17 protein-coding genes are annotated in these 14,695 nt (G+C 66.9%); 10 read left to right on the plus strand and 7 right to left on the minus strand.

From position 1 onward, the window contains the following. The first annotated feature begins 89 nt into the window (after positions 1–89). Genes fabF through D619_RS17900 form a run of 5 tightly spaced genes read left to right on the plus strand, consistent with a single transcriptional unit; the run spans position 90 to position 4,633 of the window. Positions 90–1,352 carry a beta-ketoacyl-ACP synthase II gene (gene fabF / locus D619_RS0109180; protein ID WP_017668291.1) on the plus strand — a complete coding sequence of 421 codons (1,263 nt, stop codon included), beginning with the start codon at positions 90–92 and terminating at the stop codon, positions 1,350–1,352. An 8-nt stretch (positions 1,353–1,360) separates the two neighbouring features. Continuing rightward, positions 1,361–2,323, plus strand: coding sequence for an endolytic transglycosylase MltG (gene mltG / locus D619_RS0109185; protein ID WP_017668292.1), 963 nt, complete (start codon positions 1,361–1,363; stop codon positions 2,321–2,323). Beyond that, a complete protein-coding gene (locus D619_RS0109190; protein WP_017668293.1) occupies positions 2,320–2,931 on the plus strand; it encodes an ElyC/SanA/YdcF family protein in 612 nt (203 codons plus the stop codon). Before mltG ends, D619_RS0109190 begins: the two co-directional genes overlap by 4 nt. Beyond that, positions 2,931–3,656 (plus strand): lysophospholipid acyltransferase family protein, encoded by a 726-nt coding sequence (locus D619_RS0109195; RefSeq protein ID WP_020480446.1) that lies wholly within the window; start codon positions 2,931–2,933, stop codon positions 3,654–3,656. Before D619_RS0109190 ends, D619_RS0109195 begins: the two co-directional genes overlap by 1 nt. After that, complete coding sequence (locus D619_RS17900) at positions 3,653–4,633, plus strand: hypothetical protein (protein WP_017668295.1); 981 nt, start codon at positions 3,653–3,655, stop codon at positions 4,631–4,633. The genes D619_RS0109195 and D619_RS17900 overlap by 4 nt, the downstream gene beginning before the upstream one ends. A gap of 57 nt (positions 4,634–4,690) precedes the next feature. On the opposite strand, the gene D619_RS0109205 is transcribed toward D619_RS17900, so the two are convergent. From D619_RS0109205 to hisC, 3 genes are all read right to left on the minus strand, one after another. Continuing rightward, positions 4,691–5,659, minus strand: coding sequence for a CsgG/HfaB family protein (locus D619_RS0109205; RefSeq protein ID WP_017668296.1), 969 nt, complete (start codon positions 5,657–5,659; stop codon positions 4,691–4,693). Between the two features lie 125 nt (positions 5,660–5,784). Further along, a complete protein-coding gene (locus D619_RS0109210; protein WP_017668297.1) occupies positions 5,785–6,696 on the minus strand; it encodes a prephenate/arogenate dehydrogenase family protein in 912 nt (303 codons plus the stop codon). Beyond that, positions 6,696–7,811 carry a histidinol-phosphate transaminase gene (hisC, locus tag D619_RS0109215; RefSeq protein ID WP_017668298.1) on the minus strand — a complete coding sequence of 372 codons (1,116 nt, stop codon included), beginning with the start codon at positions 7,809–7,811 and terminating at the stop codon, positions 6,696–6,698. The genes D619_RS0109210 and hisC overlap by 1 nt, the downstream gene beginning before the upstream one ends. Before the next feature lie 63 nt (positions 7,812–7,874). Between hisC and D619_RS0109220 the strand changes: the two genes are divergently transcribed. Genes D619_RS0109220 through D619_RS0109230 form a run of 3 tightly spaced genes read left to right on the plus strand, consistent with a single transcriptional unit; the run spans position 7,875 to position 9,965 of the window. Further along, on the plus strand, positions 7,875–8,978 hold the full coding sequence (locus tag D619_RS0109220; protein ID WP_017668299.1) for a homoserine O-acetyltransferase: 1,104 nt from the start codon (positions 7,875–7,877) through the stop codon (positions 8,976–8,978). Next, positions 8,975–9,568, plus strand: coding sequence for a methionine biosynthesis protein MetW (metW, locus tag D619_RS0109225; protein WP_017668300.1), 594 nt, complete (start codon positions 8,975–8,977; stop codon positions 9,566–9,568). The genes D619_RS0109220 and metW overlap by 4 nt, the downstream gene beginning before the upstream one ends. Positions 9,569–9,581: 13 nt before the next feature. Further along, positions 9,582–9,965: a DUF1905 domain-containing protein gene (locus tag D619_RS0109230; protein WP_017668301.1), complete on the plus strand. Its 384-nt coding sequence runs from the start codon at positions 9,582–9,584 to the stop codon at positions 9,963–9,965. A 144-nt stretch (positions 9,966–10,109) separates the two neighbouring features. Here the strand turns inward: D619_RS0109230 and D619_RS0109235 are convergent, their stop codons facing one another. From D619_RS0109235 to D619_RS16230, 4 genes are read right to left on the minus strand one after another with little or no spacing between them, the layout of a single operon-like run. Beyond that, on the minus strand, positions 10,110–10,514 hold the full coding sequence (locus D619_RS0109235; RefSeq protein WP_017668302.1) for a PaaI family thioesterase: 405 nt from the start codon (positions 10,512–10,514) through the stop codon (positions 10,110–10,112). Beyond that, entirely contained in the window at positions 10,514–11,047 is a 534-nt protein-coding gene (locus D619_RS0109240) for a class I SAM-dependent methyltransferase (RefSeq protein WP_017668303.1), read from the minus strand. The genes D619_RS0109235 and D619_RS0109240 overlap by 1 nt, the downstream gene beginning before the upstream one ends. Before the next feature lie 5 nt (positions 11,048–11,052). Beyond that, positions 11,053–12,225: an acetyl-CoA C-acetyltransferase gene (locus D619_RS0109245; protein WP_017668304.1), complete on the minus strand. Its 1,173-nt coding sequence runs from the start codon at positions 12,223–12,225 to the stop codon at positions 11,053–11,055. Then, positions 12,222–13,280 carry an alpha/beta hydrolase gene (locus tag D619_RS16230; RefSeq protein ID WP_193743287.1) on the minus strand — a complete coding sequence of 353 codons (1,059 nt, stop codon included), beginning with the start codon at positions 13,278–13,280 and terminating at the stop codon, positions 12,222–12,224. The genes D619_RS0109245 and D619_RS16230 overlap by 4 nt, the downstream gene beginning before the upstream one ends. Positions 13,281–13,361: 81 nt before the next feature. On the opposite strand from D619_RS16230, the gene phaR reads away from it, so the two are divergent. Both phaR and dksA read left to right on the plus strand, forming a co-directional pair. Next, a complete protein-coding gene (gene phaR, locus D619_RS0109255; RefSeq protein WP_017668306.1) occupies positions 13,362–13,961 on the plus strand; it encodes a polyhydroxyalkanoate synthesis repressor PhaR in 600 nt (199 codons plus the stop codon). Positions 13,962–14,175: 214 nt separating this feature from the next. Next, positions 14,176–14,664, plus strand: a complete 489-nt coding sequence (gene dksA, locus D619_RS0109260; RefSeq protein WP_017668307.1) for an RNA polymerase-binding protein DksA — start codon at positions 14,176–14,178, stop codon at positions 14,662–14,664. The last annotated feature ends 31 nt before the right edge of the window (positions 14,665–14,695 follow it).

Genomic DNA, 14,695 nt, shown 5'->3' on the forward strand with positions numbered 1-14,695 from the left:
TTTCGTGCCAAATGGGCCAGCCTTTTCACGGGCGGCCCAACCCCCAGCACCGGCAGGGCAGGCCGGTCGCGCAGAAGAATGGAATGCCGATGCGCCGTGTCGTCGTCACTGGTCTGGGCCTGGTCACCCCCTTGGGGGCGAATGTCGAAACCACCTGGGCCAACATCCTGGCCTCGCAATCGGGCGCCGGCCCGATCACGCGCTTTGATGCCTCCGATCAGCTGTGCCGCATCGCCTGCGAAGTAAAGGCCGGCGACGGCACCGGGCTCACCTTCGATGCCAACAAGCGCGTTGATTACAAGGTGCAGCGCCAGGTCGATCCGTTCATCGTCTATGGCATCGATGCGGCCGGCCAGGCCATTGAAGACGCCGGCCTGACCGACATGAGCGAGGAAGAGCGTTTCCGCGCCGGCTGCTCGATCGGCAGCGGCATCGGCGGCTTGCCGGGCATCGCGTCGGAATCGATCGTGTGCCATGAAAAGGGCCCGCGCCGCGTGTCCCCGCACTTCGTGCATGGCCGGCTGATCAACCTGATTTCCGGCCAGGTTTCGATCAAATATGGCCTGATGGGGCCCAACCACGCGGTCGTCACCGCTTGCTCCACCGGCGCCCATGCCATCGGCGATGCCGCCCGCATGATCGCGCTGGATGATGCCGATGTGATGCTGGCCGGCGGTTCCGAAAGCGCGCTGTGCCCGCTGGGCATCGCCGGTTTCGCTCAGGCCCGCGCGCTGTCGACCAATTTCAACGACGATCCGACCCGCGCCAGCCGCCCCTATGACAAGGATCGCGATGGCTTCGTGATGGGCGAAGGCGCTGGCGTGGTGGTGCTGGAGGAATATGAACGCGCCAAGGCGCGCGGGGCGAAAATCTATGGCGAAGTGATCGGCTATGGCCTGACCGGCGATGCCTATCACGTGACGGCGCCGCATCCGGAAGGGTCGGGCGCGTTCCGTTCGATGCAGATGGCGCTGCGCAAGGCCGGCCTGAACCCGGCAGACATCGATTATATCAACGCCCACGGCACCTCCACCCCGATGGGCGACGAGCTGGAACTGGGCGCGGTGAAGCGGCTGTTCGGCAATGCCATCGACAATGTCTCGATGTCGTCCACCAAGTCGGCCATTGGCCACTTGCTTGGCGGTGCCGGCGCGGTGGAAGCCATTTTCTGCCTGCTCGCCCTGCGCGATCAGGTGGCGCCGCCGACGCTCAATCTCGACAATCCGTCGGACGCCTGCATCGGCGTTGACCTGGTGCCGCACGTGGCGAAACAGCGCCGCATCCGCGCCGTGCTCAACAACTCGTTCGGCTTTGGCGGCACCAACGCGACGCTGGTGATGCGCGGCGTTTGAGCCGGGCGATGCGCCGCGCCTTTCTGGCCTTTGTCGCCTTGCTGTTGCTGGGCGTGGCGATCATGCTGATCCCGTGGTTCGGCTGGGGCAATGTCAGCGGGCCGGCGCAATCGTTCGAGGTGAAGCGCGGCGCCAGCCTGTCTGGCGTGGCGCGTGATCTGGAGACCGCCGGTCTGGCAAAATCCGCCTGGCAATTCCGCGTGCTGGCGCGCGTGCTGGGCGATGACGCACCGGTGCAGGCCGGGCGCTATCGGTTGCGCGCCGGCACGCCGTGGCGCGATATCCTCGCCACGCTGCAGAAGGGCGAGGTGGAGCGCTTCACCGTCACCATTCCCGAAGGCTGGCCGGCAGTGCTGGTGGCGGAACGGCTGAACGCCGTATCGGGGCTGACAGGCAAGGCGAGCGTGCCGGCCGAAGGCAGTATCTTGCCCGACACCTACGAATATCAACCCGGCGAGGACCGCGCCGTGCTAATGAAGCGCATGCAGACGGCGATGATCAAGACCCTGGCTGATCTCTGGCCCAAGCGCACCGCGCGCGCGGTGGTGAAAACGCCGGAACAGGCCATCGTGCTGGCCAGCATCGTCGAGAAGGAAACCGGCAAGGCCAGTGAACGCAGAATGATTGCAGGCGTTTACAGCAATCGGCTTGCACAGGGTATGAAGCTGGATGCCGATCCCACGGTGATTTATCCGATTACCGCCGGCAAGCCGCTGGGCCGCCGCATCCGCCAATCGGAACTGCGTCGCGACACCGGCTACAATACCTATCTCAAGCCCGGCCTGCCACGCGGCCCCATTGCCAATCCGGGGCGCGACAGCATCATGGCCGTGCTCGACCCGGACGACACGCAGGCGCTCTATTTCGTCGCCGATGGCAGCGGCGGCCATGTCTTTGCCAAGACTCTCGCCGAACATAACGCCAATGTGGCGCGCTGGTTTGCCCTGCGCCGCCAGCGCGGTGAGATGTGAGCCGCAAGCCCGCCAGCCGTGGCACGTTCGGCCGGTCAGCGCCGGCAAAGCGCCGCAAGCCGAGCCTGCTGATGTGGCTGGCGCGCGTCGTGGCGCTGCCGGTGCTGGCGTGGATGCTCGGCCTGATCTGGTTCAGCCTCACCCTGCCCGGCGCGGCGCCGCTGGGCCTGAAGAGCGATGGCGTGGTGGTGCTGACCGGCGGCGCCGGCCGCTTCCGACGCGGGCTGGCGGTGGTGGAATCCGGCGCGGCGCGGCGGATGCTGGTTTCGGGCGTGGGCGAAAAGACCAGCCGCCGGCAACTGGCCGCGGCCTTCGGGATTGCCACGCGCCGGCTGCGCACCACCGATCTGGGCTATCAGGCGGTCGATACACGCTCCAACGCCGAAGAAACGGCGCGCTGGGTGGCTGAACATGATTTCAAATCGATCCGGCTGGTGACCAGTGCCAGCCACATGCGCCGCGCCCGGCTGGAATTGTCGCGCGTGCTGCCCAGGGGCGTGACCGTATTGTCCGATGCCGTGCCATCTGAACCCAAGGCGCCGGGGCTGGCGTTTGAATATACAAAATGGTTGGCACGGCGTGGGGCGCTGCTGCTGGGGGCGGCGTGATGCGCCATCACCCTCTGGCGACCGCGCTGGCCTTCGTGCGGACCGTCATTTTCCAGCTTGTCTTCCTCGGTGGATCCCTGCTGCTGGTGCCACTGGCGCTGCTGCTCGGCCTGCTCGGTTCAGGCGGAAGCCTCTATATCGGGCCGAAGTATTGGGCGGGCTGGTTCCGCCTGACCAGCCGGGTGATCACCGGCGTGCGGATCGAGATTGAAGGCGAGATTCCGCCCGGGCCGCAGCTGTTTGCGCTGAAACATGAAAGCGCGGTGGAAGCCATCCTCACCCTCTGGTGGTTTGAACGGCCGGCCGTGGTGATGAAGCAGGAACTGCGCCGGATCCCGATCTGGGGCCTGGCTTCGGCCCGGCATGGCTCCATCTTCGTTGATCGCTCCGGTTCGGCGAGCATGCTGCGCGAAATGATGCGGCAGGCGCAGGCCGCGGTGGCGCAGGGCCGCCCGGTGGTGATCTTTCCGGAAGGCACGCGGGTGCAAGTGGGCGAAACCCCGCCGCTCGCGGCCGGATTCGCCGGGCTCTACAAGATGCTGAAGCTGCCGGTGGTGGCCGTCGCGATCGACAGCGGCAGCGTCTGGCCGAAAAGCTTCATCAAATATCCCGGCACCGTGCACATGAAGGTGGCGCCGCCGATCCCGCCCGGGCTGCCCCGTGCCGAGGTGGAAGCACAGGTGCATGCCGCGATCAATGCCTTGCAGGCAGAGGGCCGCACATGACCCGCCGTTGGCCGCTGCTGCTGTCGTTGCTGCCGCTGCTGCTCGGCCTGGCAGTCTATGGCCAGTTCTGGCGCGGCTGGGCGGCAGACTTTGAAACCACGCTGGGGCGCTGGTTTCCGGGCAGCGGCGCGCAGGTCAGCGGCTTTCCCTATCGGCTGGAGGCCGAGCTGGCCGGCGTTTCCCTGGCCCACCAGGGCGGCACGCAGCTGGCGCTGGCGGTGCAGAAGCTGCGGCTGAACCGCGGGCCATGGCGGCCGGAATTGACCGTGCTGCAGGGGCAGGAGGTGGCGCTGGCAGCGGCGGCGGCCGGGCTGTCGGCCAAGGTTTCGGCGGCATCGGCCACCGCCAGCCTGAAGCTGGTGAACGATGCCAACGGGCTGCAACGCCTGGGCCGCCTTTCGATCATCCTGCCCGGTGCGCGCGGCACGCTGGCGCCTGGTGGCAGCACGGCATTTCGGGCCGAGACGCTGGAACTTCATGCCCGCGAGATGTTCGGCGCGCAGAGCCTGGCCGAACCCGCCAGCCCGCGCCTGCCGCAGCGCGGCCAGTTCGTGGTGGGGGCTACCGGCTTCGCCGCAGGGCAGGGCGCGCCGATCAGCCTGGCCGCCGATCTGATCGTGCGTGGTGGCGGCCGGCTCGACGATTATCGCCGCTGGGCCGATGGCGGCGGCAGCCTCGATCTGGTGATGACCGGCAGCGATGCCACTGGCGAGATCTTCAAGCTGGATGCCAGCGTGGTGCCGCTGGGTGCCAGCACCCGGCTGGCGGGCACGATCGCCACGGTTTGCCCGCTCACCGTGCAGGCGGCCATGAACGGCACCGCTCCGCCGGCCGAACAGCGGCTGCGCGCGCCGATCACGCTGGCGCTGGAAACGTCACTGCCGCTCACGGGAGTGGCCGCGCTGACGGGCCTTCCCGCCGATCTGGCGACCAGGGCGCGGCGCGGGCAATTGCCGGCCTGCCCCCGATTGCGCTGAACGGCAGAACGGCCACCCGCCGGGCTGGCGGATGGCCGTGCTGTTTGGCGTGCGCTGTTACCTGGCGATGCCGATGGCGATTTCGCTCACCCAACCCTTGGTGCCAAGTTCATCGGTGACTTCCCAGAAGCCGCCTTCCTTGTTGCCGGTGGGATAGAGCATGGCGCCGCCGTCGAGCGGCTTGATCACCTTGGCTGAAAGCGCCGGGCCGGCGAACATGCGACCGGGGTTCTTCATCACCACGGCACGTTCGGCCTGTTGGCCGCCGGCGGCGGCTTCCAGCCCGCCCAGATCGCTCACCAGCTTGGTGAAGGCATCCAGATAGGCCAGCGCCACGACCTGGCCGATTTCGGTATCGGCATAGCCGCTGGCACCGCCGGCACCGAGGACGCCGCCGCCAAAGATGCCGCCACCGCCGCCAAAGCCGACATCCTTCTTGGTGGCCTGGCCTTCGGTGACAAATTCTTCCGACGACTTGTTGTTGACGACTTCCAGCGTGACGTTGGCCGAACGCTTCTTCACATCAAGCCCGCCAAGCAGCGCGCCACCCACGCCCGGCACCACGGCGCCAAGCAGGGCACCAACGCGGAAACCGCCCTTGTTGCGATTGGCGGTGACGATGTTGGGGATCATGGTGAAATCGGCCTGCACCATCTGGCCCTTGCCAATGGTGCCGCCGCCGCGCATTTCGCCGCCGGCCGCCAGCGACCGTTCGGTCTGCATGGCGGCCATGCCGCGCTGCGAGCGGTTCACCAGGCGGAAGCAGCCGGATTTCTGGGCATAGACGCGCAACAGCGCTTCGGGCGAACCCAGGCCCAGGCCTTCCCACCAGCGCACTTCCGGATCGCTGATGCCCATGGTGCCGATCGGTTTGGCACAGGTGGGCAGTTCGGCGGTCTTGGCAGCGCGCTGCTTTTCGATGCCACCCTTGCGGCCGGCGTCGATCTGGGCAGTGGCTGGTGCGCTGGCCACGACAAGGCTGAGCGTGGCCATGGCAGCAAGGCTGTTGAGCAAATTGGTCTTCATGAAAATCCTCGAACTGGTTCCAGAGGGTTGGCGGCCGTTATCGACCTGCCACCCAGTTACGCGACCCCGATATCCCGGTTGCGATTATCGCATGCAGATACGGCGGCTTGTAAAGCCGAAAATGCTCAATCCGGCGCATGCCGGCCGAAATCGGCGGCGTCGGTATCCTGGCCTTCATCGACGATGGAGCGGCGAATGGCGCGGGTGCGGGTGAACAGGCTTTCCAGCGCATCGCCGTCGCCCCAGCGGATGGCGCGCTGCAGGGCGACCAGATCCTCGGTGAAGCGGCCCAGCAGTTCCAGCACGGCATCGCGATTGCCCAGGAACACATCGCGCCACATCACCGGATCGCTGGCGGCGATGCGGGTGAAATCGCGGAAGCCCCCCGCTGAATATTTGATCACTTCCGATTTGGTCACCTCCTCCAGATCGCTGGCGGTGCCAACGATGGAATAGGCGATGAGGTGCGGCAGATGGCTGGTGACGGCGAGCACGCGATCATGGTGGGCCGCATCCATCACGTCCACCTTGCTGCCCAGCCGGCGCCAGAATTCGGACAGGCGCTCCACCATGGTGGCATCGGCGCGCGGCGGCGGCGTGATGATGCACCAGCGGCCCTTGAACAGGCTGGCAAAGCCGGCATCCGGCCCGGATTTTTCGGTGCCGGCCACCGGGTGCGCCGGGATGACATGCACGCCGGGCAGCGCGGCGCTCAGCACCTTGAGCACATTTTCCTTCACCGAACCCACGTCGCTGACCACCGTATCGGGGGCCAGTTCCGGGGCGATTTCAGCCGCGACTGCTGCCATGGCGCCCACCGGCACGCACAGGATCACCAGATCGGCATCGATCACCGCCGTGCCGGCACCATCGGCGACATCATCGGCCAGGCCCAGTTCGGAAACACGCATCCGGACGGCCGGGCTGGCATCGCTCACCACCAGTTGCACGGTGGGCATGGCGGTGCGGATGGCGCGGGCCAGCGACGAGCCAATCAGGCCCATGCCGATGATGGCGACACGCGAAAACGGCAGCATCAGGCGCTGGCTCCGGCGCCTTCGACATAGTCGCGCAGGGCGGCGGCGACGGTGCGGGTTTCCGTTTCGGTGCCGATCGAAATGCGCAGGCAGCGCGGCATGTTCTGCACCGCGAGGTAACGGCAGATGATGCCGTGATCGAGCAGATACTGGTTGCAATCCGCGGCCGACACCGGGCCGCTTTCGGGGAATTCGATCAGGATGAAGTTGCAGGCCGAAGGGATGGCGCGCAGGCCGGCGTTGCCGAGCGCTGCGATCTCGCCTTCCAGCCAGCCGCGCAGGCGGATGGTTTCGCGGCGCACCATGGCGAGATGGGCATCGTCGCCCAGCGAGGCAACCGCGGCAGCCTGGCCGGTGGTGGTGACGTTGAACGGCCCGCGCACCCGTTCCATGGCGGCGATCAGCGGCAGGGCGGCGACGGCCCAGCCAACGCGCTGGGCGGCAAGGCCGTGTATCTTGGAGAAGGTGCGGGTAACGATCAGATTGGGCAGCGTCTGTGCCAGCGCCAGCCCGTCTTCATATTCCCCGTCAACGAATTCGGCGTAGGCGCAGTCCAGCACCAGCACGACATCGCTGGGCAGGCCCGCGATCAGGCGGCGCACGTCGGCCGCCGGCAGCAGCGTGCCGGTCGGGTTGTTGGGATTGGCGACATAGATGACCCGCGTGGCCGGCGTGATGGCGCGCAGGATGGCATCGATATCGCCGGTGTAATCCACATCCGGCACCACGACCGGCGTGGCGCCGACGCGGCGGGTGGCGCCTTCATAGACCGCAAAGCCGTGGCGGACATGGATGATCTCGTCGCCCGGCCCGGCAAAGCTGGAGGCGATCATGTGCAGGATCTCGTCGCTGCCGGTGCCGCAGATGATATGTTCGGGCTTCACGCCATATTTGCGGCCCAGCGCCTCGCGCAGCGCGGTGGAGGCGGGATCGGGATAGCGATGGCCATCGGCCAGCACGGCCTGCATCGCGGCCACCGCCATGGGGGACGGCCCCCACGGATTCTCGTTGGACGACAATTTCGCCACGACGGGCGCGCCCGCGCTCGATTTGCCCGGCACATAGGCGTGCATGGCTTCGATCCACGGTTTCATCTGGGGTGCGGCACTGGTCATGCAGGCGCGTTAGCGAATATCGCTGGCACAGTCACCCCCGCAGCATTATTGGCCTTGCCCCTGATGGATGAACGCTTTGGCCTTGATCGCCGTGTCACCCTGCCGGGGGAGTTTCCGCTGGCGGGCGGCGGCGTGCTGCCGGAACTCACTATCGCCTATGAAACCTATGGCAAATTGAACGCGGGCGGCACCAATGCCGTGCTGATCTGCCACGCGCTCACGCTTGATCAATATGTGGCCAGCGCCCACCCGCGCACCGGCAAGCCGGGTTGGTGGACGCGGCTGATCGGGCCGGGCAAGCCCGTGGATCCGGCAGACTGGTTCGTGATCTGCGCCAATGTGCTGGGCGGCTGCATGGGATCGACCGGGCCGACGAGCATCGATCCGCGCGACGGCCAGGCCTATGCCATGCGCTTCCCGGTGATCACCATTGCCGACATGGTGGCGGCGCAGGCGCGGCTGCTCGATCATCTGGGGGTGGGCACGCTGGCGGCGGTGATCGGCGGTTCGATGGGCGGCATGCAGGCGCTCACCTGGGCCGTGCATCACCCGGCGCGGGTGAAGAAGGTGGTGGCCATCGCGACGGCGGCCCGCCATTCGGCGCAGAATATCGCCTTCCACGAAGTCGGCCGGCAGGCGATCATGGCCGATCCGATGTGGGCGGGCGGCGCATATGCTGCCGCCAGGCCGCCGGCTTCGGGCCTTGCCGTGGCGCGCATGGCGGCGCACATCACCTATCTGTCGGAGGAAGGGCTGACCGAGAAATTCGGCCGCCGCCTGCAGAACCGCGATGCGGTGTCATTCGGCTTTGACGCGGATTTCCAGGTCGAATCCTATCTGCGCCACCAGGGCCTCAGCTTCGTCGAGCGCTTCGACGCCAATAGCTACCTCTACATTACCCGCGCCATGGATTATTTCGATCTCGCCGAACCGCACGGCGGCAATCTGGCGCGCGCCTTTGCCGGGGTGCAGAGCCGCTTCTGCCTCGTCTCCTTCACCTCGGACTGGCTCTATCCCACCGCCGAGAGCCGCCGCATCGTGCGGGCGCTGAACGCCGCTGGCGCGCCCGTGTCGTTCGTGGAGCTGGAAAGCCCGTTCGGCCATGATGCCTTTCTGCTCGACGCGCCGGAGATGAACCGGGTGATTGACGGGTTCCTCACCGCATGACGCCGGTTCCGCTGCGCCCCGATCTGGCTGCCGTGGCCGCTGCCGTGCCGGAGGGCGCGCGCGTGCTCGATATCGGCTGCGGCAATGGCCAGTTGCTGGCCTGGCTGCGCGACACCAAGGGCGTTGAAGGCCGCGGCATCGAGCTTGATCCCGGCGACGTGGCCGCCGCCGTGGGGCGCGGCCTGGCGGTGGTGCAGGGCGATGCCGATACCGATCTGGCCGATTATCCCGATGCCGCGTTCGACGTGGTGATATTGTCGAACACGCTGCAGGCCATGCACCGCCCGGCAGCGGTGCTCGCCGAACTGGTCCGCATCGGCCGCAGCGCCATCGTGTCCTTCCCCAATTTCGGCCATTGGCGGGTGCGAATGAGCCTGTCCGTGGGTGGTCGCATGCCCGTCACCCGCAGCCTGCCGGTGAGCTGGCACGAAACGCCCAACATCCATTTCTGCACCATCGCCGATTTCGAGGCGCTGGCCCGTGACATGGGGCTGACGGTGGAGCGCCGCGCCGGGCTGGCTTCGGGCCGGCAGGTGGCGCTGTGGCCCAATCTGCTGGCCGATACCGGGGTGTTCGTCCTGCGCCGATAGGCTATCGTGAGGCGTGGACGACGATCTTGATCCCGAACTGATCCGTTTCCTGCGGGAAGAACTGGGGCATGATGTGCCCACAGGCCGCGAATGGACGTTCACCGGGCCGTTGTGGATCTGGAAGGGCAAGGCGGCGGACGGCAAGCCTTCGCCGATGAGCTGGCATTTCCTCACCATCACCGGCGATGTCGCGGCGGGCATCCGCGCGGCCGCACCGGGGCGCTCGGCGGCGTGGGGGTCGGTGTATGTGAAGGTGATGCTGGGGGCTACAAGATGGGCGACCTCGGTATTCCCGTCGAAGGACGTGGGCGGCTACCTGCTGCCGGTGAAGGCGGCGGTGCGGAAGCAGGAAGGCGTGGGCGAGGGCGACGTGGTGACGGTGGAATTGTCGCTCTAGCGCCCCCCCCCAATACAGTCCTTGTCATGCTGGCGCAGGCCAGCATCCATCGTGCCGATTGAGCCCTGCGCTGCCACCCATGCGCCCGACTCCAAAGTAGATGCTGGCCTGCGCCAGCATGACGGGGCTTTTTGTGAGTGGAGCCTAGATCGCCATTTGCGTTTGCGTCGTCACGCTGGCCAATTTGCCTTCGGCGCTTTCCACCCGCGTTACCCACACGCTGGTGCGCCGGCCAACGTGCAGCGGCGTCGCGGTGGCCACCAGCGTACTGCCCACCGGAATCGCCCCCATCATGTTGGTTTTCGATTCGATCGTGGTGGTGGTCTTCGCTTCGGGCGGCAGCACCTGGAACGCCCCGCAGGCGCCGGTGAAATCCGCCAGCGCCATCAGGAATCCACCGTGCGCGGTGCCGCCCGCCGTGCAATATTCGGGCTTGATGACGGCGTGGACAACCACGCGCTCCTTGCCCATCTCCTTGATCTCGAAACGCAGGTGCGCCGAAAACGGCACACGCTTGATCACCTCGGCAAACGCGGCTTCGTCCATCATCAATTCACCATTCTGGGCACCATCGCCGGATCGGCGGCGCCGACCAGCACGGGCTTCTGCCAGTCGGTCTTGGCGACGAGCACGACATGATGGCGTTCGGGCAGCGTTTCCACCCGCCAGTCCAGCACTTCGAACATGGCTTCATCCAGCCGCAGCTGCAGCGGCTCGCGCAGCCAGCCGATATCCTTGATGTGCCACGGCCGCCGCGCCCGCACGATCAGCACGGCAAGGCCGGCCGGGCTCAACACCCGCCACAATTCGCGCAGCATCAGCCGCGGCTGGATCAGCGGCGCGGAGAGCAGCACCTTGTCGAACAGGGCCTCGTGGAAGGGCAGGTGATGCGGATCGGCGCGCACCGTGCCTGGCCGCAATTCCTCGTCGCTCGCCGCCACGCAGGCCACATGTTCCCAGCCCTCCAGCGCCAGCCCCACCCGTTCCGGCGGCTGGCCGAGCACCAGCAGCCGGCCCGACGGATTGTCGGCGCGATGGCCGGCAAACAGCCGCTCGACGGGCGTGGCTTCGCGGATCAACATGCGGTTCAGCGTTCGACGGCGAGGGCGATGCCCATTCCTCCGCCAATGCACAGCGTGGCGAGGCCCTTTTTCGCATCGCGGCGGCCCATTTCGTGCAGCAACGTCACCAGGACGCGCGCGCCCGATGCGCCGATCGGGTGGCCGATGGCGATGGCGCCGCCGTTCACATTGAGCTTGGTCGGATCGAGGCCGAGTTCCTGGCCCACGGCCAGCGCCTGCGCGGCAAACGCCTCGTTGGCTTCGACCAGATCCAGATCCGCCACGCTCCAGCCGGCCTTGGCCAGCGCCTTGCGACTGGCCGGCACCGGGCCGATGCCCATCACGGCAGGATCGACGCCCACGCTGGCAAAACCGGCGATGCGCGCCAGGATCGGCGCGCCGCGGCGGTTGGCTTCGGCTTCGCTCATCAGCACCAGCGCGGCAGCGCCGTCGTTCAGGCCCGAGGCGTTGGCGGCGGTGACGCTGCCATCCTTCTTGAAGGCGCCCTTCAGGCCCGAAACGCTGTCCAGCGTCACGCCATCGCGGATATATTCGTCGGTATCCACCACGGTGTCGCCCTTGCGGCCCTTGATGGTGACCGGTGCGATTTCAGCCGCAAAGCGACCCGCAGCACGCGCCGCGCTGGCCTTGTTCTGGCTGGCGACGGCGAATTCATCCTGGGCGCTGCGGCTGATCTGATACATTTCGGCGACATTTTCCGCCGTGATGCCCATGTGATAGCCGTTGAAGGCATCCCACAGCCCATCCTTGATCATCGTATCGACCAGTTCCATGTGGCCCATCTTCTGCCCGGCACGCAGCGCCTGGGCGTGATTGGCAAGGCTCATCGATTCCTGGCCACCGGCGACCACGATGCCGGCATCGCCATTGGCAATCGCCTGAGCGGCCATGGCAACGGCGCGCAGGCCGGAACCGCAGACCTGGTTGACGCCATAGGCCGGGGCCTCCAGCGCGATGCCGGCGGCCATGGCGGCCTGCCGCGCCGGGTTCTGGCCCTGGGCGGCGGTCAGCACCTGGCCCAGGATGACTTCGCTCACCTCGCCCGGCGCCACGCCGGCATCGGCCAGCGCGGCTTCGATGGCGGCCTTGCCGAGCAGATGGGCGGGCGTGCTGCCGAAACTGCCCATGAAGCTGCCGACGGCGGTGCGGCGGGCGGCAGTGATGACGATATTGCTCATGGATCTTCCCCTGAAATGGCGAGTCGTTTTGTACAGCCTAGGCCGGATTGCCGCGCTGCACCATCAGCGACGGCCTGTTCTGCGGCGAAGAATGTCGTCAGCGCCGCCCACAGCCTGTCGGGCGCCTGCCGTCCCACCACCATGCCGACATGGCCGCCAGCGATATCGAGCCGCGACGCGCTGCCGGGCGGGCTGAGAGCGGCGGCGGCGGGCACGATGCGATCGCTCAGCGCCACGGCGTCGAGGATCGGGATGGCCGGCACCGGCGCCAGCGTGGCTGCCTGGCCGCCGAACAGCGCAGCCATATCGTGCGCCACCGCCAGGCTGAGCGGCGCGCCGCCATTGGCCCAGTCCTCCAGCCGCACGAAATCGGCGAGGGTGGCCGCATCGGCCGTGGCCAGCCGCTCATATTTGGCGGCAAGCCCGGCGGGATCGAGTGACCAGAAGGCTGGCTGCAGCAGATCGATCGGCAACTGGCCCATGGTCTGCGCCAGGGGTTCGGCACTTGCCCACCAGCGTGCCAGGCCGGCCCGCGCGGCAGCGTCATAGCCGGCGAAATTCCACGGTGTGGCGATCAGCGCGAGACGGGTGGCGGCGACCTGCCCGGCCAATGCCAGCGCCAGCGTGCCGCCCAGGCAATAGCCCATCAGGCCAACCGGCTGCGCCAGGGACTGCACCAGCGGCGCCAGTCGTTCGCGCACCAGATCGGCAAGGCCCAGCGGTTCCGGCTGCGGCCCCCAATCGACCAGCAGCGGATCAAGCCCGGCGGCTTCGAAATGGGCAAACAGGCTGCGGCCGGGCAGATCCAGCACGTCGGGCGGATTGATCAGCGATGGCACCATCACCAGCGGCCGTGGGCCGATCCGGCCGCGCAGGGTGACGCCGCCAACCCGGGCGACCTCGGGTCGCGGCGGCAGCGGTGGCGGGCGGGCCGCCTGCTGATAGCGGGCCAGCCCGGCAAGCGCCGCGGCCAGCCGGGCCGAGTCGCCAGCGCAGGCGCCTTGCAACGCGGCGAGGAAAACGGGCAGGGGGTGTGGGCCGGGGGCGCGGGTCATCAGCCATTGCCGCCCTGCGGCATTGCACCGCAACATTCGGATATGCTAGGCCCAGTGCGACAATTCATTCCGGGAGCCGTCATGGCCAATGCCTCTTCCTCCCCTGATGCCAAGGCCGGCAATTCCGGCCTGGCGCCTGTGATCATCAAGAAATACGCCAACCGGCGGCTCTACAATACCGAAACCTCCAGCTACATCACGCTCGATCATCTGGCCGGGATGACGCGCGAAGGCCGCGATTTCCAGGTGTTCGATGCCCGCACCGGTGAAGATATCACCCGCAGCGTGCTCACCCAGATCGTGATGGAAGGTGAAGCCGGCGGCCAGACCATGCTGCCAACCTCGTTCTTGCGCCAGATCATCGCGCTCTATGGCGATTCGATGCAATCGATGGTGCCGCATTATCTCGAAGCCTCGATGGCGGCCTTTGCCGAGAACCAGGCGATGTTCCGCAGTGCCGCGCTGAAGCCGTTCGAACAGCTGGCGCGTCAGAATCTGGCGATGTTCCAGGCCGCAACCGAGATGATGACCGGTGGCCTGCTGCGCGAATCCGGTAGCAAGGCCGCCGAAAAGCCGCCGGAGAAGCCCCCGGAAAAGCCTCTGCCCAGCGCCGAGGACGTGGCCCAGCTGAAAGACCAGCTCGCCGCCCTGCAAGCCCGAATCGACGGGTTGAAGCGCTGAACCGACCGCCGCGTGCGAATTTCCGGCACGTCGGCCATTGTGAAACCTTCATGACAGCCAAGACAGTCCGTTTCACCGCTTGCCCGAGGGGCTTGTGCGGTTTATGGGGCGCCCAGGGAGTGGTTCTGCCGGAGGGGTCTGGCAGGGCAGAGGTTCGGGGCTGGTTGCTGTCCCGCATGGGGTGGCACATCGGCACCGTTTTTGGGGTGTTGGTATGAAGAGCGAATCATATGGATCGTTTTCCGGGCCTGGTACCAACGATGATGGGCCGCTGATCGTGCCGGCCGATGGTGACGATCTGCCCGCGGATTATCGCCCGAGCGCGAACGAAGAGTTCATGAATCCGCGGCAGCTGGCCTATTTCCGCAAGAAGCTGCTGGCCTGGAAAGACGAGATACTGAAAGAATCGGAAAGCACGCTGGAAGCCCTGAAGGCCGAACCGCTGCGCGAACCCGATCTGACCGACCGTGCCGCCAGTGAAACCGATTGGGGCATCGAGCTGCGCACGCGTGATCGCCAGCGCAAGCTGATTTCCAAGATCGATGCCGCGCTGCGCCGCATCGAAACCGGTGATTATGGCTGGTGCGAAATGACGGGTGAGCCGATCAGCCTGCAGCGGCTGGAAGCCCGCCCGATTGCCACCATGACGATCGATGCCCAGGAACGGCACGAGCGTGATGAGAAGGTGAGCCGCGACGAGTGAGCGATTTGGCCGCGGCCCCGGTTTGCAATCC

Source organism: Sandarakinorhabdus sp. AAP62, from assembly GCF_000331225.1.
Taxonomy (GTDB): Bacteria; Pseudomonadota; Alphaproteobacteria; order Sphingomonadales; family Sphingomonadaceae; genus Sandarakinorhabdus.